The sequence below is a fragment of the Sphingomonas sp. Leaf412 genome (assembly GCF_001425405.1).
In the GTDB taxonomy this organism is placed as follows: domain Bacteria; phylum Pseudomonadota; class Alphaproteobacteria; order Sphingomonadales; family Sphingomonadaceae; genus Sphingomonas.
The window spans coordinates 1,072,966-1,093,253 of record NZ_LMQP01000003.1; the positions used below are offsets into that span (position 1 = coordinate 1,072,966).

Genomic DNA, 20,288 nt, shown 5'->3' on the forward strand with positions numbered 1-20,288 from the left:
TCGTCGTGATCGAGCGCCTCGTGGCGATCATGGCACGGCTGCGCTCCCCCGGCGGCTGCGAATGGGATCGGGCGCAGACGTTCGCGACGATCGCGCCGTACACGATCGAGGAAGCGCATGAGGTCGCCGACGCGATCGAGCGTGCGGACATGGCGGACCTGAAGGACGAACTGGGCGACCTGCTGCTCCAGGTCGTCTTCCACAGCCGCATCGCCGAGGAAGCCGGGCTGTTCGCGCTGCCCGACGTCGTTGCAGCGATCAGCGACAAGATGGAACGCCGCCACCCGCATATCTTCGGCGACGCGCCGGACGGCGGCCACCATTTGTGGGAGGAAGTGAAGGCCGCCGAACGCGCCGCGAAGGGCGCGGACAGCGCGCTGGATGGCGTCGCGGCGGGCCTGCCCGCGCTGATGCGCGCGGAAAAGCTCCAGAAACGCGCCGCGCGCACCGGGTTCGACTGGCCCGACGCCGCCGGCCCACGCGCGAAGATCGACGAGGAACTGGCGGAGGTAGAGGCGGCGACCACGCCCGACGACGTGGCGGAGGAGATCGGCGACCTCCTGTTCGCAATCGTCAACTGGGCTCGCCACAAGGGGGTCGATGCCGAGGCCGCACTGCGCGCTGCCAACACCAAATTCACCCGTCGGTTCAAGGCGATGGAAGCGGAAGATGCGAGCTTCTCCACCCGCTCGCTGGCGGAGCAGGAAGCGCTCTGGCAACAGGTAAAGGCGCGTTAACCCCGGGCCAGATGCCGTTCCAGAAAGGCGGTGACGGCGCGGACATGACCCCAGGTCGCCGCGCTCGCCGCGATGTCGTAGGCATGTTCGATCCCCGGCAGCGCGACATGCGTGACCGGCGTCGACAACGCGTCGGCGAAGGCGGCGGACTCCTTATGCGGCAGCAGGATGTCGCCGGTGCCGTGGATCACCAGCATCGGCGGTGCGTCGGGGCGGATGCGATCGACCGGACTGACGTCGTGCCACCGCGCATCGGGCGGCCCGGGCATGAACCGCGTCGCGGCGAAGCGCATCATCGCACCGTGGTTGCGCCCCGCCCGCCGCGCACGGTCGAGCATGTCGAACCGCCCGTACAGCGGCACCGCGACCGCGACCGAGCAGTCCGCTCCCTCGAACCCCGGCTTCAGCGCGGGATCGTCGTGGGCCAGCGCCACCATGGCGGTCAGATGCCCGCCCGCCGATCCGCCCGTCACCGCGATCCGCGCCGGATCGCCGCCATGTTCCGCCGCATGCGCGCGGACCCACGCGACCGCGCGCAGCACGTCCTGGACCTGCACCGGCATGCGGTGCTTCGGCCCCAGCCGGTAGTTCACGTCCGCGACCAGCCAGCCGCGCGCGGCGAGATGGTCGATCAGCGGCCGTGCCTGCTGGTGCTTGTGCCCCGTGATCCACGCGCCGCCGTGGATGTGGACCAGCACGGGCATCGGCGCGTCCGGTCGCACCGCCGGCATGACGAGGTCGAGGGTCTGCCGCGCCCCCTCCCCACCATAGGCCACGTCCGCGATCCGCCGCGTACCCCTGGCGTCGTACACGATCGGCCACAGTCCCGCGGACCACGGCACCGCATCGTCCAGGTCCATCGCGCGCAGCAGGACGCGGGCCGCGTGCCGGTTGCGCCGGTGGCACAGCGCGTACGCGACGGTCGCGGCCGTGGCCAGCGTCGCGCCCGTCCCCTCCCCGTCGCGCCACATCGCCGATGCGACGACCGCCGACGCGATGGCGAGCGGGAAGGCGAACGACTGTCCGATCCAGCTGGCGACCCACCACAGGCCCAGCAGCGGGGCGGGGATCGACCGCGGCTGCGCGGGGATCAGCCCGGCAAGCGCATGCCACAGCAGCAGCGCGGCGACATAGGCCACCTACCGCGCCCCCGTCACAGCGACTGGCCGTCATCGATGTCGATCACGCTGCCCGTCACGTGGCGCGATGCGTCCGATGCGAAATACACCAGCATCGGGTCCAGCGTGTCGATCGGCATCATCCGGCGCCGGTGCCATCCCGCGATCTGCGCCTTGCCGCCGTCGCCGTCCCACCAGTCGCCGCCGATCTCGGTCCGGATGTAGCCCGGCTGGATCACGTTCACGTTCACCCCCGATCGCACCCATTCGCGCGCCAGGTTTCGGCCCAGATGCGCGACCGCGGCCTTCGACGCGGCATAGGGGCTGTCCCCCTGCCCGGTCATGTGCGCGGTGATCGACCCGATCAGGACGATGCGCCCGCGCCCGTGATCGCGCGATCCGTCCGCGATCAGGCGTTTCGCGCCCTCGCGCGCGGTCAGGAACAGGCCGGTGAAATTGGTATCGACGGTGGATCGCAGGTCCGCCAGCGACAGTTCGGTCGCGCGGCCCGCGTTGCTCTGGCCCGCATTGGCGACGATCGTGTCGACGGTGCCGAACCGCGCCTCCGCCGCATCATAGGCCGCGATCGTCGACGCCTCTTCGGTGACGTCCAGCGCGACCGCCAGCGCCGCATCGCCCAGCTCCTGTGCCAGCGCTCGCACCCGCTCGACCCGCCGCGCGCCCAGCACCACGCGCGCACCCGCCGCCGCCAGCGTCCGCGCGAACTGCACCCCCAGCCCCGACGACGCCCCGGTCACCAGCGCCACGCGCCCGTCCAGTTGCCCCATGTCCCGCTCCCGTTTCTTCGCATTCCGAATAGGCGGAGCGGTAACCATTTCAAGCTAGTCCGGGCGAATGCGGATCGTCCTTGCCGTTTTGCTGTTCACGACGCCTGCGCTGGCGGAGGCGCCCGGCGAACGCCGCACCGCACCCGAAGCGTCGGACGTGGCGCTGTTCGTCGTCGCGGCGGGCGCGGTCTGGCTGACCCGCCGCGCGCTTCGCCGCCGCGCCTTGCCGAAGGATTGACCCCGCACCCGTCAACGGGCACCCGCGGCGCATGGCCGACGACATCCTCGACCGCCTTCAGGCGACGATCACCGCGCGAAAGGCCGGCGACGCCGACGCCTCCTATACCGCGCAGCTGTTCCGCCGCGGTCGCGCCCGCATCGCGCAGAAACTGGGCGAGGAGGCGACCGAAACCGTCATCGCCGCGATGGGCGACGATGCGGCGAAGATCGTGCCCGAGGCCGCGGACCTGTTGTATCACCTGCTCGTCCTGCTCGCCGACGCGGGCCTGTCGCTCGACGACGTGCGTGCCGAACTGGCGCGGCGCGAAGGGACGTCGGGCGTGGCGGAGAAGGCCGGGCGCCCGCTGACCTTTTCCGCCGACGGAGGACCGCCCGCATGAGCGTCGACGCCACCCTGCCCTACGACGATGCCAACATCTTCGCGAAGCTGCTGCGCGGGGAGATCCCGTCGCGGCGGGTGTACGAAGACGATCATACGATCGTCTTCCACGACATCGCGCCGTGGGCGCCGACGCACCTGCTGGCGATCCCGCGCGGGTCGTACGTGTCGTGGGACGATTTCTCCGCGCGGGCGAGCGATGCGGAGATCGCCAGCCTGACGCGCGCGATCGGCGCCGCGGCGCGCGCCGCGGGGCTGGTGGAGACGGGCTACCGCCTGATCGCCAACATCGGCCGCGACGGGCATCAGGAGGTGCCGCACCTCCACGTCCACATCATGGGCGGCCGCGCGCTGGGACCGATGCTGGTCCGCAACGACGGACGGGCATGACCCTGCCACCCGGAAGCTATTGCGCGCGTCCGTTTTGCCACTAGGCTCCGCCGATTAACGCAGTTCGGGCCGCCGGGGGGCGGCCAAGGGAGATTTATGGCGACCAGACCGGCAGGCGGCATCCTTGCGCGGATGATGAAGCGCAAATCGATCGCGCAGGTCCAGCACGAGACCGAATCGAGTGAACTCAAGCGCACGCTCGGCAAGTGGAACCTTCTCCTTCTCGGCGTCGGCTGCATCATCGGTGCGGGCATCTTCGTGCGTACCGGCAGCGCCGCGGCGCTCCATGCGGGTCCGGCGGTACTCCTGTCCTTCGTCGTCGCGGGCATCGTCTGCGCCTTCGCGGGGCTGTGCTACGCGGAATTGTCGTCGACTCTGCCGGTGTCGGGATCGGCCTACACCTACGGCTACACCACGCTGGGCGAGTTCGTCGCGTGGATCATGGGCGCGCTGCTGCTGCTCGAATACGGGCTCGCGGCGTCGGTCGTCGCGGTCGGCTGGGGCGGCTATGTCGTCAGCCTGCTGGCCGATTTCGGGCTACAGATCCCGCCGCAATTCACCGGCCCCGCAGGCTACACGCTGATGCGCGACGGCGCGCCGGTGCTGATCGACGGGCAGACCGTCACGACGATCTTCAACCTCCCCGCCTTCCTCATCTGCCTCGCGCTCGCCGCGCTGCTGGTGGTCGGCGTGTCGGAATCGGCGAAGGTGAACAACGTCATCGTCGCGGTGAAGGTCAGCGTGCTGGTCGCCTTCATCGTCGTCGGCGGCCTGATCGTCCTCGCCCGCTTCCCCGAACTGGTCGCCAAGAACTGGACCCCGTTCATCCCGGAGAACCAGGGCGACGGGAAATTCGGCGTCGACGGCATCATGCGCGCGGCGTCGATCGTCTTCTTCGCCTATATCGGGTTCGAGGCGGTCTCCACCGCCGGGCAGGAAGCCAAGGATCCGAAGCGCGACATGCCCTTCGGCATCATCGGCAGCCTGGTCGTGTGCACCGTCATCTACATGCTGGTCGCCGCGATCATGACGCTGCTGGTGCCCTACAACCAGCTGAACGTGCCCGATCCCGTCGCGGTCGTGGTCGACAATTTCGGCCCGACGTGGAGCTGGCTGGCCAAGATCATCAAGGTGGGCGCGATCGTCGGCCTGACCTCGGTCGTGCTGGTGCTGATGTACGGGCAGACGCGGATCTTCTATACGATGGCGCGCGACGGCCTGCTGCCGCGCGTCTTCGCGACCGTCCATCCGAAGTTCAAGACGCCCTATATCAACACGCTGCTCGTCGGCCTCATCACCGCGGTGGCGGCGGGGTTCTTCGACATCAACGTGCTGGGCGACATGACCTCGGTCGGCACGCTGGCGGCGTTCGCGATCGTCTGCCTGTCGGTGATCTACCTGCGCCGCGCCGCGCCGGATCTGCCGCGCGGCTTCTCGGTGCCCTTCTATCCGGTCCTGCCGGTGCTGGGCATCCTGTCCTGCGGCTACCTCATCACGACGGTGCCGTGGCCGGTGCTGAAGTTCTTCCTGTGGTACATGGCTGGCGGCGTGGTGCTGTACTTCGCCTACGGCATCCGCAATTCCAACCTGCAACGCGGCGTCGGGCAGGACGGCGGCCCCGACATGGGCGAGTTCGTCGCCCCGGTCGGCGAGCAGCCCTGATCGGCAAGCACGCGTGAAGGAAAGGGGCCGGCGGAGCGATCCGCCGGCCCCTTTCGTCTCACGCGGTCGGCCGTCCCGCCTTCAGCTCGTCGCGGATTTCGCGCAGCAGCACGACCTCCGCCGCCTCCGCCGCGGGCTCCGCGGTTCCGGCCGCCTTCTCGCGCTCCATCTTCGCGACCATCCGGTTCACCCCGCGCATCATCAGGAAGATGATGAAGGCCAGGATGACGAAATTGATGACGACGGTGATGAACTCGCCATAGCCGAACAGCGGGACCCCGGCGGCCTTCAGCTGGGCATAGCTGTCGGGCGAGCCGGTGTAGCCCGCAGGAATGGCGCCGAGCGGTACGAAATAGCTCGAGAAGTCGAAGCCGCCAAACAATGCGCCGACGACCGGCATGATGATATCGTCGGTCAGCGATTTCGTGATCGTGGCGAACGCCCCGCCGATGATGACGCCGACCGCGAGGTCCAGGACGTTGCCCCGCGCGATGAAGGCCTTGAAATCGTTCAGCATGAGATGCTCCCCCTGTCATGGTCGAAGGTCGCGGAGGCTAACCCCACATTGCCGCTTCGCCTAGGGCACCATGTGTCCTATACGGGTGACACAGGTTCAGGAGACTTTCCGATGACGCGCCCGATCGCCGCCGCCCTGATGGCCCTTCCCCTCGCCGCCTGCGGGCTGAACAGCATCCCTACGGCGGAGGAAACCGCCAAGGCGCGCTGGGCCGACGTGCAGAACGAATATCAGCGCCGCGCCGACCTGATCCCCAATCTCGTCGCGACGGTGAAGGGCTATGCGAAGCAGGAATCGGACGTGCTGGTACGCGTGACCGAGGCGCGCGCATCGGCCAACCGCGTCCAGGTGACGGGCGAGCAACTGACCGATCCCGCCGCGGTCCAGCGCTTCGCCGCGGCGCAGAACGCGGTGACTCTGTCGCTGCAACGCCTTCAGGAGGCGTATCCCGACCTGAAATCGAACCAGAATTTCCTGTCGCTGCAATCGCAGCTGGAGGGGACCGAGAACCGCATCACGATCGCGCGTCGCGATTACAACGGGGCGGTGCAGGATTATAACACCCGCATCCGCACCTTCCCCGACGCGATCGGCGCCAAGATCGTCTACGGCGCGAAGCCGATGGTGCCGTTCCAGGCGACGACGCCCGGCGCAGAGGCCGCGCCGACGGTGAACTTCGGCGGTTGATATCGTGCGCCGTCACCCCGGCGACCGCCGGGGTCCAGCTGGGGGACTTTCGTGACCACGCCCGTCGCTAGCTCACCGACGTTCCGTTGCCGGACCCCGGCTGTCGCAGGGCGCGTTCAAAAAGCGCTCCGTCATGCCGGGCTCGTCCCGGCATCCATCGCGCCGCGAGAGCGGAAGCCGTTGTTCGGGCGGCACGATGGACCCCGGAACAGGTCCGGCGTGACGACGCGCTGTTTGCACGGGTCCGCGCTCCGCAACCGTCATACGTTCTTGCGCCTGTCACTCCCGATCGCCGCGGTGCTGCTCGGCGGATCGACGGTCGCGGCTGCCGCCTATGTGGATGATGAAGCGGACATCCTGCCGCAGCCCACCGAAGCGCGTCTGGCGAAGGCGGCGGCGACGCTGGAACGGCGCACGGGGCATCAGTTCGTGGTCGTGACGACACGATCCCTCGGCGGACAGCCGGTCGAGCGCTACAGCCTCGCGCTGTTCGACCGGCTCGGCGTCGGGCGCGCCTGCTGTGACGACGGCGTCGGGCTGCTGGTGGCGCCGGTCGAGCGCAAGGCGCGGATCGAGGTCGGCAAGGGGCTCGAACACGCGCTGACCGATGCCGAGGCGGCCCGGATCATGAACCGCGACATCCTCCCCCGCTTCCGCGCCGGCGACCTGCCCGGTGGCGTCGAGCGCGGCGCGCGCGCCATCATCGCGGAGATCGACGCATGACCATCGCGCGCTTCCTCCTGGCTCTCCTCCTGCTCACCGCCCTCCCCGCCGGCGCGCAGGACTTCCCCAAGCTTACCGGCCGCGTCGTCGATGCCGCGGGCCTGCTCGACGCCGCGCAGGTGCAGCAGCTCACCGCTTTGTCGGACGGGGTGGAGAAGGCGTCGTCGCGCCAGCTGGTCGTCGCGACGATCCCGGACCTGCAAGGCTATACGATCGAGGATTACGGCTACCGCCTCGGCCGCGCGTGGAAGATCGGGCAGGCGGGCGCCAACAACGGGGTCATCCTGCTGGTCGCGCCGAAGGAGCGGAAGGTGCGGATCGAGGTCGGCTACGGCCTCGAACCCATCGTGACCGATGCTTATGCCAGCGTGGTCGTCAACCAAATCATCCTCCCCCGCTTCCGCGACGGCGACATGCCCGGCGGCATCGTGGCGGGGGCGCAGGCGGTGGCGGAGCAGCTGAAACTGCCGCTGGAGGCCGCCGAGCGCCGCGCGGCGGAAGCGACCGCGAAGCGCGCGCAGCGCAGCGAGGATGCGGGCGAGTGGATGACCGCGATCTTCTGGATCGTGGTGGTGATCCTGTTCGTCGTCGTCCCGCTCCTGCGCCGCGGGGGCAAGGGGCGGCGCTATCGCGGCGGCTTCGCGCCCATCGTGATGTGGGGCGGCGGTGGCTTCGGCGGCGGGGGCGGCGGCTCCTCATGGGGCGGCGGCGGCGGTTTTTCGGGCGGCGGCGGGTCGTTCGGCGGCGGCGGCGCGAGCGGGAGCTGGTGATGACGCGACTGGTACTGACGCCCGCGGAGCGCGATGCCGTCACTGCCGCGGTGGTGGCGGCGGAGGCGACGACCGATGGCGAGACCGTCACGATCGTCAGCGAACGGTCCGACGCCTATCATGACGTCGGCCTGCATTACGCGCTGGTTGCGGTCCTCGCGGTCCCCGTGGCGGCGGCGATCTGGCCCGCGCTGCTGCTGCCCGGCAACGGTTGGGAGACCGGGCGGACGCACGACCTGACCCTGCTGCTGATCGCGCAGGCCGTCGCCTTCCTGATCGTCCGCTTCGCGCTGGCGTGGATGCCGCTGCGGCTGTGGCTGACGCCGCAGGCGACGAAGGCGCGCCGCGTGCGCCGTCGCGCGGTGCAATATTTCCGCGTCGCCGCGGAGCGCCGCACCGCGGGCCGCGAGGGCGTGCTGCTGTATCTGTCCGCGGACGAGCATGTCGCGGAGATCGTGGCCGATGCCGCGGTCCATCGCGCGGTGCCGCCCGAACGCTGGGCGGAGGCGATGGCCGCGCTGGTCGATGCGGTGCGTGACGGGCGCGCCGGCGACGGCATGGTCGCCGCGGTGGCCGCGATCGGCGCGATCCTCTCGCAGCATTTCCCGAAAAGCGCGGGCAATGCCAACGAACTGCCGGACCGGGTGATCGAATTGTGACGGAGACGATGTGGGAGGGCCGTTTCCTGCGCGCGCTGCGCGACGGGCAATGGGAATATGCCGCGCGCGCGCGCGACATCACCGCGGCGGTGATCCTGGCGATCACGGACGCGGACGAGGTGATCCTGGTCGAGCAATATCGCGTCCCGCTGGGATGTCGCACGATCGAGATGCCCGCGGGCCTCGTGGGCGACGAGGATCCGGGCGAGGCATTGGAGGACGCCGCCGCGCGCGAGCTGGAGGAGGAAACCGGCTATCGCGCGGCGCGGATCGAGCGGCTCGGCCAGTTCGCCTCCTCCCCCGGCATGACGAGCGAGACGTTCACCTTCGTCCGCGCGCACGGCCTGACCCGCGTCGGCGACGGCGGCGGGCATGAGGGGGAGGATATCACCGTCCACCTCGTACCCCGCGCTGACGTCGCGGCCTTCGTCGCGGCGCGGCGGCGGGACGGATGGGCGGTGGATGCGAAGATGCTGCTGCTGCTGGCGGGATCGGTGCTGCCGTCGGGCGGGTAACGGCGGACGACGCCCGCCGGTTCGTCCCGGGATACAGGGTTGCGAACCGCATCGCTTGAGGCTCTAAATCCGGGACAGGCCCGGGACGAGGGCGGGGTCGTCGCAACCGACCACGGATGTAGCGTCCCACCCTCCCCCGTCATGCCGGGCTGGTCCCGGCATCCACGGCGCCGCGTCATCACCGGCCGGAAGACGTGCGGCCCGGTGGATGCCGGGACAGGCCCGGCATGACGAAGGAGCGATCCTATCGCGCCAACCACGAAAAAGGGGGCGACGCCTCGCGACGCCGCCCCCTTTCGAAATCTTCGGAACAGCCCGCCGCTCAGTGCGGCCGGCCGATCCCCGCGATCGCCCGGTCGACCAGCGCGCGGTCCGCGTCGGCGCCGTGGCGCTGGCGGATCAGCGTCGCCGCCGCGGTCGCCGCCGCCTGCGCGGTTTTCGTGCGGACCTCCGCCAGTGCGCTGCGCTCGGCGGCGGCGATCTTCTCCTCCGCCATCTTCGCCCGGCGCTCGACCAGTGCGTCTGCGTCGATCTTCGCCTGCGCGACGATCGCCTCCGCTTCCGCCCCGGCGTGGCGGGTCATTTCCGCCGCATCCCCCTCGGCGGCGGCGATCTTCGCGGCATATTCGTCCCGCAGCTTCTCGGCCTCGGCACGCAGCGCCTTCGCTTCGTCGAGCTGGCGACGGATGTCCGCGATCCCGCGGTCGAGCCCGGCGGTGACGGCGCGCACGCCGCCCTTCCAGATCACGATCGCGAGGAAGAAGATCATCGCGATCGAGACCCACACGGTCCCGTTCAGGCCCAGCACCGACGGATCGGTGTGATGCTCAGCCGCCTGCGTCGTCAGCGCCTCGCCGCCCTCGTGGGGCATACCCTGCGCGGAATCGGCATCGGCCAGGTTGGCCGCGACGGTCGCCGATCCGGCGAGGATCAGGATATCAGCCATGGATCACCGCCTTCACCGCGCCGCGCGCGTCGTCGAGGGAGACGTCGGTGCCCGCCACGCGTGCGACGATCGCCTGCGCGGCCTCCGCCGCGACGGCCTCGATCTCCTCCGCCGCACGGGCGGAGGCGTCGCGGATGCGCGCCTCGGCCTCGGCCACCTTCGCCGATTGCCCGGCGTTGGCGGCGTTCAGCGTCCGCTCGGTCGCCAGCGCGGCGGTCTGCCGCGCCTCCGCCACCAACCCCTGCGCCTTCTCGCGCGCCGCGACGTCGCGGGCGCGCCAGTCGGCTTCCGCCGCATCGGCCGCGTCGCGCGCCCGGCTTGCGGCGGAAAGGTCGTCGGCGATCGACTTGTCGCGACCGTCGATCGTCGCCTGCACCTTGGGCAGCATGCCCCGGCCGACGATGAAGAACACCGCGCCGAAGGTCAGCAGGAGCCAGAAGATCTGCGACGCCCAGGTGGCGGCAAGTTGGGAAATCTGCGGCATCGTAATCCCAGTCGGGGGTTATCCCCGCCGGGCGGCCCGCCGTGCGGCCCGCCCGTCAGGTCGATAGGTTACGCGACGAAGATCAGGATCATCGCGACGACGAACGCCAGCAGGCCGAGCAGCTCGGCGGCGGCGAAGCCGATGAACAGGCGGCCCTGCTGACCGTCGGCCGCACCCGGATTGCGCAGCGCGCCTTCGAGGAACGAGCCGAAGACGTTGCCCACGCCGATGGCGGCCATGCCGGCACCGATGGCGGCCAGACCGGCGCCGACGAGCTTTGCGGCTTCTGCGTCCATGATAGAAACTCCCGATAAGATACGTGGTTGAAAAGGAAACCTAGTGCAGATTGACCGCGTCGTTGATGTACAGCGAGGTCAGCAGCGCGAAGACATAGGCCTGGATGCCCGCGACCAGCAGCTCCAGCGCGGAGATGCCGACCATCAGGACGAAGCTGGGAACGCCGACGACGCCGCCCCACAGCAGGCCCGAATTGCCCGCGTTGATGATGAAGCCCGCCAGCACCTTCAGCAGGATGTGTCCCGCCATCATCGCGACGAACAGTCGCAGCGCGAGGCTGAACGGGCGGACCATGAACGACACCAGCTCGATGACCGGGATCAGCCACATCAGCCACAAGGGCGTGCCGTGCGGCACGAACAGGCTGAAGAAGTGGAGCCCGTGGCGCCAGAAGCCGACGATCAGGACGATCGAGAAGCTCATGATCGCCAGCACGCCGGTGATCGTGAAATGGCTGGTGAAGGTGAAGGGGTGGACGCCCACGACGCCCAGCGGCAGCAGGCCGAGGAGGTTGGCGAACAGGATGAACATGAACAGCGAGAAGACGTAGGGGACGTACTTCTTCCCCTCCGGCCCCACGTTCGCGGCGAGCATGTTGTCGATGAAGCGCGTCGCGCCCTCGACCATCATCTGCCCGCGCGTCGGGACCAGCGAACCCTTCAGGCCCATCGACATGAACGCGATCAGCGCGACGACCGCCGCGACCATCCACGCGGACGAGTTCGTGAACGCGATCTGGTGCCCGCCGATCGCGAAGCCGTCCCAGATCGTCTGCACCTCGAACTGGTGCATCGGGTCGATCTTGCCGCCGCCTGCCGCCACGTTGCTCGTGTCCTTCATGAACGAAACCTCCCAAATTACTTGGGAGGCTGGGAAATCCGGATGATGTTCCTGAACGCGACGATGATCCCGAGGAACAGCATCACGAGCAGGCCCCAGGGCGACGTGCCGGCAAATCGGTCGATCACCCAACCGATCAGCGCGCCGCCGATCATTCCCCCCAGAAGTTCGGCGAGCACGCGGTTGCCGAGCCGGTAGCCGGCGTCGGGTCCCTTGTTGCCCGCACCCGTCCGGTGCGCCTCGTCGCGGTGCGCATTCGCAAGCCGCTCATCGAGCGACTGGAGACGCGCATCCTCGCCGAGGGGGTCTGGTCCGGGTTCGTTTCCTGCCATGTCCGCATGTCCTTCCCGTGAGTCGGGCAGGCGCGGAGGATAGCCGGAAGGCGAGCCCGCCAAGGCGCCGCCCGGTTAGCCGGGGGTCCGGGGGGTGTCAACCGTTGCGGGGGCCGCCGAGCCTCCCCGCTCCGCGGGGAGGGGGACCAGCCGAAGGCTGGTGGAGGGGGAGCGCCACAGGCGAGGCGCTCGTGGATAGCCCCCCTCCCCGTGCCGGGGAGGATCTACACGCAGCGCGAATCGCGTACCGGCGCGCCCGCGCCACGCGTCTGCCAGCTGCCGTCGGGCGCGCGATACTTCTCGCCCGGCTTCGTCTGCGCCACCAGATTGCATCCGCTGGTGAAGGCGAACTGGTCGACCGCCACGCCCTGCTCCGCGGCGGAGCGCGTGTAGGCGGCCTTGCGCTGGATGTTGATGTTGCTGACGATCGCGCGCACGTCCGCCCCGCCGCCGACGACGCCCAGGTATCCGTCCGCCTGCTCCCCCACCTGCCCCGCGGCGCGCGCGGCGGCATAGGCGGGGTCGCGTTGCGCCAGCGCGGGCGCGGCGACCAGCGCGGTGGCGGCGATCAGCGGAAGCAGCGTGTAGGCCATGTCAGAAGATCCCCGGATTCTGCTTGATGAGCGATTTGGCCTGATCGTCCAGGCGGTACACGACTTCCTGCGTCACGCTGATGTTCAGGTTGATGACGATCGGCTTTTCCGGTGCGGAGATGTTCACGCACCCGCCCGTGCACAAGAGGGCCGCCGTCAGGACGGATCGAATCGTTCGCTGGGTCATCGCTTCCGTTTCGGTCATGGCACGATCTCGCTTTCGGGTGGCTGAACGGGCGCGGCGTTCTGCGCGTCGATCAGTTGTTGCAGGTTGCGCTTCACCAGCCGGCTGGGGTCGTAGAAGCCCGCGGCCGAATCGATCAGCCCGCGGAACGGCGCGGCGATGCGGATGTCGAACCGGATGGGCAGGCGCGTCAGCCGGCGGATCAGGAAGTTCGATTTGGCCCCCTCCCCCTGCCGGATCCCCGCCACGCGCACGTCGGTCACCATCTCGCCCGACAGCGGCCCGTTCATCGCGATGTCGAGTTCGCGATAGGTCAGCGACTTGAGCGCCTGGAACGCGAAATCGCCCCAGAAGCCGAGCTTCTCCTGGCTGATCCGCCCGACATAGGCCAGCGTCCCGCCGGGCGCGCGCGCCGTCAGGCGGCCGCCGACGATCCGTCCCCCGTCGGCGTCGAACGTCATCGGCAGGACGCCGTCGAACGTGCCGGTGGCGCTCAGATTCTCGAAATCGAACTGTTCGATGAATCCGGCCGCGTCCATGCCCGCGATGCGGAAGGTCATCCGCCGCGACTGGTCCTTCGCGAAATCGAGCAGGGTCGGGTCCAGGGTCAGCGTGCCGCCCGCGAACGGCCACGTCCCGCCGTCCACCTTCACGCGGGTATCCGGCAACGTCTGGTACACGATGCGCCCGTTGGTCACGGGCACGCCGGTGTTGATCGACGCGACCGTCGCCACCTGTCCGGGCGCGCTTTCGAGCGCCAGCAGGTCGGTGAAGCGGATCGTGCCCGCCAGCCCCTCCACCGGCCCGAAGGCGGCGGCCAGATCGGTGTCGGCGGTGGAGAAGGTGCCGGTGGAGGTGACCCCCGCGGGCGACCAGTCGATGTCGCCGCGCCCCTTCACGATCCCCTTCACGTCCGCGATCACGCCGAAGGTCAGCAGGGTCAGGCGATCGGGCTGGAGCGCGTCGCCGAACGCGATGCCGGGAACGTCGATCGCCGCATGGCCCGTCCCGGTGGATAGCCGGTGCCCGATCCCGACCCTCGCCACCTCCACGCCCGTCACCGGCTCGACCAGCCGCCCGGCCACCCCGATCTCGCCGTCCGCCAGCCCGAAGGCGACGTCGCGCGCGGCCAGGGGGTTGAAGCGACGCTCCGCCGCCGGCGCGGCATCCGCCACGGTCAGCGCGCCGGTCAGCCCGAACCGCCCGCCCACGAGGTTCCACGTGCCCGTCGCGGCGAACATGACCAGCGGCACCGCACCGATCCGTCCCGCGCCCCCCGACATCGTCCCCGCCAGCCCCGTCGGCGTGACTCGCCCGTCGATCCGCGCGACGTCCAGGCTGGTCACCGCGCCCGGTCGCCCGATCCGCGCCGACACGTCGTCGGCCGAGAAGCCGCGCGTCGACAGCGCCACGCGCGCATCCGCGGCGGCGAGCGTCAGCGGCGTCCCGCCCAGCGTTCCCGTCAGCCGAGGGGCGGCGATCCGTGCGCCGCCGGTCACCCCGGCGGGGCCGACCGCGACCAGCGCCTCGCCGGTCGGGCACAGCGCCAATCGGGCGGGGTCGAGCGTCAGGCCCGACAGGATCAGGCGATCGAACGCGACCGGGGTGCAGGCAGGATCGATCCGCCAGGTGCCGCCCGCCCGCCGCGCGTCGATCGGCAGCACCAGCCGCTCGACCCGCCCGCCCGCGATCGGCCCGGTCAGCGTGGCGGTGGTGGACAGGCGCCCCGCCCCGAAGCGCACCGGGGTCAGCGCGATCGCCGCGCCGTCCGCCGCATAGGGCGCGATCGTCGCCACGCCCGTCCAGGCGGCGGCCTTGTCGAAGGCGACCGTCGCCTGCGGCAACCCGCCACCGCCGAGTGCCAGCCGTCCCCCGCCCGTCAGTCGTCCGTCGCGCCAGGCAAGCGGGGCGTCCCCGCCGAACGTCATCCGCGCCCCGCTGGCGGCGGTCGCGCGCGCCGACCCGACCAGCACGCGAAGCTCACCGTCCGCCTGCGAAACCGACACGTCGGCCCGCCCCGAAAACCGTGCCGCGGCGCGGGTCAGCGCGATGTCGGCACGGCGGATCAGCGGCGCGACCGGGCTGCCCGCGCCGACGCCGCCCAGCGTCGGAAGCAACGTGCGCGCGTCCGCGTCGTCGATCCCGACGATGCCCTTGTATTGCACGTTCCGCGCATCGGCGCCGAAGCCGCCGTCGATCGCCGCCCGGCGCGCTCGAACGCCGCTACCCGTCACGTCGCGTGCCGCGAAGGCGACGTCGCCGCGCACCGATCCGTCGACGATCCGGGCGGCGACCGTGCCCGTGATGCCCGCGGTGCGCGCCTGCGGATGGATCACCGCCCCGGTGGTCAGCCCCGCCGACAATGTCGACGCCGCAAGGTTCCCCAGGACCAGCCGCGCGCGGGCGTCCGCCGCGAGGGAGGCGACACGCGTCCCGGCGCATGCCAGCATCGCGCCGCGCACCGGTCCCGCGAAATCGATGCCGTATCCCGCCTCGCCCTTCCGCGTCGCGTTGCCCGTCGCCTTTCCCGTGGAGCGCACCCGCCCGTGCGCGGTGACGCCGCGCGCCGCGCAGTCCCCGACGCCCAGCCGCGGCGCGACCACCGCCATCGTTCCCGCGAAGCCGTCGTCCAGCCTCCCCCGCCCGGACAGCGCGATCCCCGCCGCGCCGTACGGCGTGTCCAGCCGCATCCGCGCGTCCGATACCGCCACGTCCAAAGCGGGCAAGGCGAACGGCCCGCCGCGGGACGCGGGCAGCAGCCGGTCGATCTCCCCCAGCGTGACGCGGCCGTCGATCATGCGGCCGCGAATCCGCACCTTCCCCGCCCGCAACGCCACCAGCCGCGGACCCGACAGGCCGATATCGGTCAGCGTCTCGACCCAGTCGGCGACGAGGTCCGGGTTTCCGGGATCGCCGATGACCACGTTCGTCAGCCGCTGGCGACCGAAGCCGAGGTCCGCGACCTCGTACCGCGCGGTCACGCCGCGCCGCGCCAGTTCGCGATCGATGACGCCGGTCGCGATCGGGACGCGCGACAGCCACAATCCGCCGACCGCGGTCAGCGCCAGCACCGATACCGACACGGCCACGCGCCGTCCGCGCCGTCGCGGCGCCGCTTCGTTCGTGTCCGACGCCACCATGCCGGTGCAGCATAGGCGGCCGACCCCCGCCGACGCAATTGCGCGCGTCGCCGGGCGTGATAGTTTGCGGCGGATGGCCCGCGCCGACCCGACCGACCCCACCGATCCCGCGGGCCACCGCGCCCGGCTGCGCACGCGCCTGCTGGGCGACGCGGACGGGCTGCACGATCACGAACTGGTCGAATATCTCCTCGCCCTCGCGATCCCGCGCCGCGATACGAAGGCGCTGGCCAAGACGCTGCTGCACGAATTCGGCGGGATCGGCAGCCTTCTGGCCGCGGACCCGGCGGCGCTGGCGCGGGTCGGCGGCATGGGGGAGACGAGCAGCGCGGCGATCAAGATCGCGCATGCCGCCGCGCTGCGCATGATCGGCACGAAGGCGCGCGAGGCGCCGGTGCTGGGCAACTGGCAGGCGCTGGCCGATTACCTGCACGCCGCGCTGGCGCATGTGGACGTGGAGGAATTCCACGTCCTGCATCTCAACACGCGCAACATGCTGGTGCGCGACGAACGCATGAGCCGCGGCACGATCGACGAGGCGGCGGTGCACGTGCGCGAGGTGATCCGCCGCGCGCTCGACCTAGGCTCCGCCGCGCTGATCCTCGTCCACAACCACCCGTCGGGCGATCCCACGCCCAGCCGCGCCGACATCGACATCACCCGCGCGATCGTGGCGGCGGGCAAGCCGCTGAACATCGCGGTCCACGACCATATCATCGTCGGCCGCTCCGGGCAGGTCAGCCTGCGCGCGAAGGGATTGCTGTAACTGGCTTCCGGCAAGGTTTCCGGTGAAGGCCGGGCGCCGGTCGATAGACCGTATCCGGCATCGGCCCGCCTCCGCCACCCCGTCATGCCTGGCTCGTCCCGCATGACGGGGTGACGTGAAGACCACAAAAACGGCCGCCGGATCGCTCCGGCGGCCGCTCGTTCGTTCGTCGGTCGCAAATCAGGCGGCGGGGGCCGCGCTGTTCAGGAAGCCTGCCAGCTCTTCCTTGCTCACGCTCTTCGAACTGTCCTTGTCCGCCTGCTTGAAGGCGGCCTCGTTCCAGACCTTGTCCGATTTCGCGGCCGGATCGCTCTTGGTCTTGAGCGCGTCCATCCACGACGCGAACTCCGTCTTGCTCAATGTGCCCGACTTGTCCTTGTCGTAGCCGGGAAACTCGCTGTCCAGGATCGCGGCGACCTGCGTCCCCTGATCGGCCGCGGGTGCCTGGGTCGCGGCCGATGCGGCGGCGGTCTGCGGATCCGCGGGCTGCGGCGTCGTCGTCGCGGTCTGCGGCGTGGTCGCCTGCGGAGTCGAGGTCGCGTCCGGCGTCATCGGCGCGGCCTCCGCCGCGGGCAGCGGCGCGGTCGCCGGGCTGGCGGGCGTCGTCGCGTCGACCGGCGCCGAATCGTTCGTCGTGGTCGTCACGCCAGTCGTCGACTGCTGCGTCGCCTTCGCCTTCTTCGACTTCGTCGCCTTGGTCGAAGTCGTCTGGTCCGCGCTGGCGACCGGTGCGGCGTCCTGCGCAAGTGCCGGGGTAGCCAGAGTCATCGCCGACGCGAGGAGTACATACTTCAGCATTTTCATCTCCTGATTTAATGCTATCGAACATCGACCGGACGAGAGCCGAACACCTTCGCCGGTCACGGAAACTGTGGGATATAAATAGTCGTACCCGATCGAATGTTCCAGAGTTTGTGGCGATTTGATGGCTCGGCCCACCCCTGCTAACGCCCGGCCCATCCCGTCCCCGCCCCTTTGCCAGACAGCAGGTCCGCCATGATTTCCCGCTATTCCCGCCCCGAGATGACCGCGATCTGGAGCGCGGAGTCGCGCTACCGCATCTGGTTCGAGATCGAGGCGCATGCGACCGACGCGCTCGCCGATCTGGGTGTGGTGCCCAAATCCGCCGCCGCCGCGCTGTGGCGCTGGTGGGCGACGAACCCCGTGATCGATGTGCCTGCGATCGACGCGATCGAGGCGGTGACGAAGCACGACGTCATCGCCTTCCTGACCTGGGTCGCGGAGCAGGTGGGGGACGAGGCGCGCTTCATGCATCAGGGCATGACCAGCTCCGACGTCCTCGACACCACTTTGTCGGTCCAGCTCGCCCGCGCCGCCGACCTGCTGATCGCGGATATCGACGCGCTGCTGGCGGTGCTGGAACGCCGCGCGCACGAACATAAACTGACGCCCACGATCGGGCGCAGCCACGGCATCCACGCCGAACCCGTCACCTTCGGGCTCAAGCTGGCGGAGGCGCATGCGGAATTCGCGCGCCATCGCAAGCGGCTGGTCGCGGCGCGCGAGGATATCGCCACCTGCGCGATCTCGGGCGCGGTCGGCACCTTCGCCAACATCGATCCGCAGGTGGAGGCGCATGTCGCCGACAAGCTGGGCCTCGCGATCGAGCCGGTCTCGACGCAGGTCATCCCGCGCGATCGCCACGCGATGTTCTTCGCCACATTGGGCGTCGTCGCCGGATCGATCGAGCGCGTCGCGACGGAGGTGCGCCATCTGCAACGCACAGAGGTGCTGGAGGCGGAGGAATATTTCTCCCCCGGGCAGAAGGGCTCGTCGGCGATGCCGCACAAGCGCAACCCGGTGCTGACCGAGAATCTCACCGGCCTCGCCCGCATGGTCCGCGGCTACGTCACCCCCGCGCTGGAGAATGTCGCGCTGTGGCACGAGCGCGACATCAGTCATTCGTCGGTCGAGCGGTACATCGGCCCCGACGCGTGCATCACGCTCGACTTCGCGCTCGCGCGGCTGACCGGCGTGGTGGACAAGCTGCTGGTCTATCCCGAGCGGATGCAGAAGAACCTCGACCGCATGGGCGGCCTCGTCCATTCGCAGCGCGTCCTGCTGGCGCTGACCCAGGCAGGAGTCAGCCGCGAGGATTCGTACCGGCTGGTGCAGCGCAACGCGATGAAGGTGTGGGAATCCGACGGCGAACTGTCGCTGCTGGAACTGCTGAAGGCCGATCCGGAGGTCGCCGCCGCGCTGTCCCCGGAGGAGATCGCGGCGAAGTTCGACCTCGGCTATCATTTCAAGCACGTCGACACGATCTTCGCCCGGGTGTTCGGAAGCACCCGTTCGCAAGATAGTTAACGCGGCGCGAACGATTGCAATCCGTGCAAGCAAGATTGTTGCGCACGATTGTTGCAGTGCAGCGTAACGATCCGCATATGCGTCCGCGTCGGGACTTCTTCCTGGCAGGAGACCACACCATGCGTATGTTCGAGACCGCCGCCAGCACCGCGCTGGTGATTGCGGTTCAGGCGCTGGTGGTCGGCGCGATCATCACCGCGCTCTGATCCATCGGCATCCGCCCTCCCTTCATCCGGAGGGCGGCCAGCCGGCGGTTCCCATTCCGCGTTCCGGATGCGACAGTCGGGCATGACCCGCATCCTCGGCGCCGTCCTGGCGGGCGGCCGCGCCACCCGCTTCGGCACCGACAAGGCGCTCGCCCGCTGGCGCGACGCCACGTTGCTCGACCATGCACTGGCCAGCCTGGCGCCGCACTGCGCTGCGCTGATCGTCTGCGGCCGGGACGAGGCACCGGTTCCCACAATATGCGATCTCCCGGCTCCCGACCTCGGGCCGCTCGGCGGCCTCGCCGCCGCACTCGCCTATGCGCGGGCCAATGGCTTCGACGCGGTTCTGACCACCGCCTGTGACACGCCCATGATCCCGGACACCATCGTGGCCGCGCTGCTGGAATCCGGCCGTGCCCATGCGGCGGAGGCGCCGACGATCGGCCTGTGGCCTGCCGGCCTTGCCACCTCGTTGCGCGATCATCTTGCAAGCGGCGGCAACCGCTCGATCCGCCACTGGGCCGCAAGTATCGGCGCGGTCGCGATATTACCCGGCGTCACGGTCGACAACGTCAACACCCCCGCCGACCTCGCCGCGCTGACCCGGTGAGCGACCCGCCCGTCACCCCCGACGGCCGCTACATCGTCGTGCGCGGGCGGCTATGGCGGCGCAGCGACCCCCGGTTGAGCGACGACGACCGCGCGCGCCTCGTCGCCGACCTGATGACCGCCCGCCGCGCGGTCGCCGCCGCCAACCGCGCCGACGATGCCGATGCACGGGCAGCGGCACGCGAGGCGGTCGATGCGGCGAAGCACGGGCTGGGCGAGCGAGGCCCGGTGTGGTGGGACGACGGCGCGCCGGACTACAACCGCCACATGGCGCGCAACACGCCCTATGCGGTGTGGTTTGCGGGGCTCGCCCCATAAGCCGTCATTGCGAGCGTAGCGAAGCAATCCAGAGTTATCGCGCGGAGCCCTGGATTGCTT

27 protein-coding genes are annotated in these 20,288 nt (G+C 70.0%); 15 read left to right on the top strand and 12 right to left on the bottom strand.

What is annotated here, in order from left to right; all coding sequences use genetic code 11:
- The first annotated feature begins 5 nt into the window (after nucleotides 1-5).
- A complete protein-coding gene (gene mazG / locus ASG29_RS12285) occupies nucleotides 6-737 on the top strand; it encodes a nucleoside triphosphate pyrophosphohydrolase (protein WP_082516085.1) in 732 nt (243 codons plus the stop codon).
- On the opposite strand, the gene ASG29_RS12290 is transcribed toward mazG, so the two are convergent.
- The gene (locus tag ASG29_RS12290; protein WP_055984286.1) at nucleotides 734-1,876 is read right to left on the bottom strand and encodes an alpha/beta hydrolase; all 1,143 of its coding nucleotides are present in this window, start codon (nucleotides 1,874-1,876) and stop codon (nucleotides 734-736) included. The two genes, mazG and ASG29_RS12290, sit on opposite strands and share 4 nt — an antisense overlap.
- A gap of 14 nt (nucleotides 1,877-1,890) precedes the next feature.
- Nucleotides 1,891-2,643, bottom strand: coding sequence for an SDR family NAD(P)-dependent oxidoreductase (locus ASG29_RS12295; protein ID WP_055984289.1), 753 nt, complete (start codon nucleotides 2,641-2,643; stop codon nucleotides 1,891-1,893).
- A gap of 67 nt (nucleotides 2,644-2,710) precedes the next feature.
- On the opposite strand from ASG29_RS12295, the gene ASG29_RS16780 reads away from it, so the two are divergent.
- The 4 genes from ASG29_RS16780 to ASG29_RS12310 all read left to right on the top strand — a co-directional run bounded on the left by ASG29_RS16780 (nucleotide 2,711) and on the right by ASG29_RS12310 (nucleotide 5,314).
- Nucleotides 2,711-2,881, top strand: a complete 171-nt coding sequence (locus ASG29_RS16780; RefSeq protein ID WP_156457999.1) for a hypothetical protein — start codon at nucleotides 2,711-2,713, stop codon at nucleotides 2,879-2,881.
- Between the two features lie 31 nt (nucleotides 2,882-2,912).
- Nucleotides 2,913-3,263 carry a phosphoribosyl-ATP diphosphatase gene (locus tag ASG29_RS12300; protein WP_055984292.1) on the top strand — a complete coding sequence of 117 codons (351 nt, stop codon included), beginning with the start codon at nucleotides 2,913-2,915 and terminating at the stop codon, nucleotides 3,261-3,263.
- Nucleotides 3,260-3,652, top strand: coding sequence for an HIT domain-containing protein (locus ASG29_RS12305; RefSeq protein WP_055984296.1), 393 nt, complete (start codon nucleotides 3,260-3,262; stop codon nucleotides 3,650-3,652). The genes ASG29_RS12300 and ASG29_RS12305 overlap by 4 nt, the downstream gene beginning before the upstream one ends.
- A gap of 96 nt (nucleotides 3,653-3,748) precedes the next feature.
- Nucleotides 3,749-5,314: an amino acid permease gene (locus tag ASG29_RS12310; RefSeq protein WP_055984298.1), complete on the top strand. Its 1,566-nt coding sequence runs from the start codon at nucleotides 3,749-3,751 to the stop codon at nucleotides 5,312-5,314.
- 58 nt (nucleotides 5,315-5,372) lie between these two features.
- On the opposite strand, the gene mscL is transcribed toward ASG29_RS12310, so the two are convergent.
- Complete coding sequence (mscL, locus tag ASG29_RS12315; RefSeq protein WP_055984302.1) at nucleotides 5,373-5,831, bottom strand: large conductance mechanosensitive channel protein MscL; 459 nt, start codon at nucleotides 5,829-5,831, stop codon at nucleotides 5,373-5,375.
- Between the two features lie 111 nt (nucleotides 5,832-5,942).
- Between mscL and ASG29_RS12320 the strand changes: the two genes are divergently transcribed.
- The 5 genes from ASG29_RS12320 (at nucleotide 5,943) to ASG29_RS12340 (ending at nucleotide 9,185) form a co-directional block, all read left to right on the top strand.
- Nucleotides 5,943-6,518: a LemA family protein gene (locus tag ASG29_RS12320; protein ID WP_055984305.1), complete on the top strand. Its 576-nt coding sequence runs from the start codon at nucleotides 5,943-5,945 to the stop codon at nucleotides 6,516-6,518.
- Nucleotides 6,519-6,815: 297 nt separating this feature from the next.
- The gene (locus tag ASG29_RS12325; protein WP_235532900.1) at nucleotides 6,816-7,241 is read left to right on the top strand and encodes a TPM domain-containing protein; all 426 of its coding nucleotides are present in this window, start codon (nucleotides 6,816-6,818) and stop codon (nucleotides 7,239-7,241) included.
- Nucleotides 7,238-8,011, top strand: a complete 774-nt coding sequence (locus tag ASG29_RS12330) for a TPM domain-containing protein (protein ID WP_055984310.1) — start codon at nucleotides 7,238-7,240, stop codon at nucleotides 8,009-8,011. Before ASG29_RS12325 ends, ASG29_RS12330 begins: the two co-directional genes overlap by 4 nt.
- Nucleotides 8,011-8,670, top strand: coding sequence for a hypothetical protein (locus ASG29_RS12335; protein ID WP_055985565.1), 660 nt, complete (start codon nucleotides 8,011-8,013; stop codon nucleotides 8,668-8,670). Before ASG29_RS12330 ends, ASG29_RS12335 begins: the two co-directional genes overlap by 1 nt.
- Nucleotides 8,664-9,185, top strand: coding sequence for an NUDIX hydrolase (locus ASG29_RS12340; RefSeq protein ID WP_235532933.1), 522 nt, complete (start codon nucleotides 8,664-8,666; stop codon nucleotides 9,183-9,185). The genes ASG29_RS12335 and ASG29_RS12340 overlap by 7 nt, the downstream gene beginning before the upstream one ends.
- A 322-nt stretch (nucleotides 9,186-9,507) precedes the next feature.
- Here ASG29_RS12340 and ASG29_RS12345 read toward each other — a convergent pair whose 3' ends face one another.
- The 8 genes from ASG29_RS12345 to ASG29_RS12380 form a co-directional block, all read right to left on the bottom strand.
- The gene (locus ASG29_RS12345) at nucleotides 9,508-10,119 is read right to left on the bottom strand and encodes a F0F1 ATP synthase subunit B (RefSeq protein WP_414884732.1); all 612 of its coding nucleotides are present in this window, start codon (nucleotides 10,117-10,119) and stop codon (nucleotides 9,508-9,510) included.
- Between the two features lie 4 nt (nucleotides 10,120-10,123).
- A complete protein-coding gene (locus ASG29_RS12350) occupies nucleotides 10,124-10,615 on the bottom strand; it encodes an ATPase (protein WP_055984315.1) in 492 nt (163 codons plus the stop codon).
- Between the two features lie 68 nt (nucleotides 10,616-10,683).
- Nucleotides 10,684-10,911, bottom strand: a complete 228-nt coding sequence (locus ASG29_RS12355) for a F0F1 ATP synthase subunit C (protein WP_055984318.1) — start codon at nucleotides 10,909-10,911, stop codon at nucleotides 10,684-10,686.
- 40 nt (nucleotides 10,912-10,951) lie between these two features.
- Complete coding sequence (locus ASG29_RS12360) at nucleotides 10,952-11,734, bottom strand: F0F1 ATP synthase subunit A (protein ID WP_200932522.1); 783 nt, start codon at nucleotides 11,732-11,734, stop codon at nucleotides 10,952-10,954.
- Between the two features lie 35 nt (nucleotides 11,735-11,769).
- Nucleotides 11,770-12,084: an AtpZ/AtpI family protein gene (locus tag ASG29_RS12365; protein ID WP_055984324.1), complete on the bottom strand. Its 315-nt coding sequence runs from the start codon at nucleotides 12,082-12,084 to the stop codon at nucleotides 11,770-11,772.
- Nucleotides 12,085-12,308: 224 nt separating this feature from the next.
- Nucleotides 12,309-12,677: a YdbL family protein gene (locus ASG29_RS12370; protein ID WP_055984325.1), complete on the bottom strand. Its 369-nt coding sequence runs from the start codon at nucleotides 12,675-12,677 to the stop codon at nucleotides 12,309-12,311.
- A gap of 1 nt (nucleotide 12,678) precedes the next feature.
- A complete protein-coding gene (locus tag ASG29_RS12375) occupies nucleotides 12,679-12,804 on the bottom strand; it encodes a YnbE family lipoprotein (protein ID WP_321163195.1) in 126 nt (41 codons plus the stop codon).
- Nucleotides 12,805-12,878: 74 nt separating this feature from the next.
- Entirely contained in the window at nucleotides 12,879-16,001 is a 3,123-nt protein-coding gene (locus ASG29_RS12380) for a YdbH domain-containing protein (protein ID WP_055984328.1), read from the bottom strand.
- A 73-nt stretch (nucleotides 16,002-16,074) separates the two neighbouring features.
- Between ASG29_RS12380 and radC the strand changes: the two genes are divergently transcribed.
- Nucleotides 16,075-16,767 (top strand): RadC family protein, encoded by a 693-nt coding sequence (radC, locus tag ASG29_RS12385; protein ID WP_055984331.1) that lies wholly within the window; start codon nucleotides 16,075-16,077, stop codon nucleotides 16,765-16,767.
- 180 nt (nucleotides 16,768-16,947) lie between these two features.
- On the opposite strand, the gene ASG29_RS12390 is transcribed toward radC, so the two are convergent.
- Entirely contained in the window at nucleotides 16,948-17,565 is a 618-nt protein-coding gene (locus ASG29_RS12390) for a hypothetical protein (protein ID WP_055984334.1), read from the bottom strand.
- Between the two features lie 198 nt (nucleotides 17,566-17,763).
- Between ASG29_RS12390 and purB the strand changes: the two genes are divergently transcribed.
- From purB to ASG29_RS12405, 4 genes are all read left to right on the top strand, one after another.
- Entirely contained in the window at nucleotides 17,764-19,095 is a 1,332-nt protein-coding gene (purB, locus tag ASG29_RS12395) for an adenylosuccinate lyase (protein ID WP_055984337.1), read from the top strand.
- A 38-nt stretch (nucleotides 19,096-19,133) separates the two neighbouring features.
- On the top strand, nucleotides 19,134-19,301 hold the full coding sequence (locus ASG29_RS16785; RefSeq protein WP_235532901.1) for a hypothetical protein: 168 nt from the start codon (nucleotides 19,134-19,136) through the stop codon (nucleotides 19,299-19,301).
- 82 nt (nucleotides 19,302-19,383) lie between these two features.
- Nucleotides 19,384-19,911 (top strand): molybdenum cofactor guanylyltransferase, encoded by a 528-nt coding sequence (locus ASG29_RS12400; RefSeq protein WP_055984340.1) that lies wholly within the window; start codon nucleotides 19,384-19,386, stop codon nucleotides 19,909-19,911.
- A complete protein-coding gene (locus ASG29_RS12405; RefSeq protein ID WP_055984343.1) occupies nucleotides 19,908-20,228 on the top strand; it encodes a hypothetical protein in 321 nt (106 codons plus the stop codon). The genes ASG29_RS12400 and ASG29_RS12405 overlap by 4 nt, the downstream gene beginning before the upstream one ends.
- The last annotated feature ends 60 nt before the right edge of the window (nucleotides 20,229-20,288 follow it).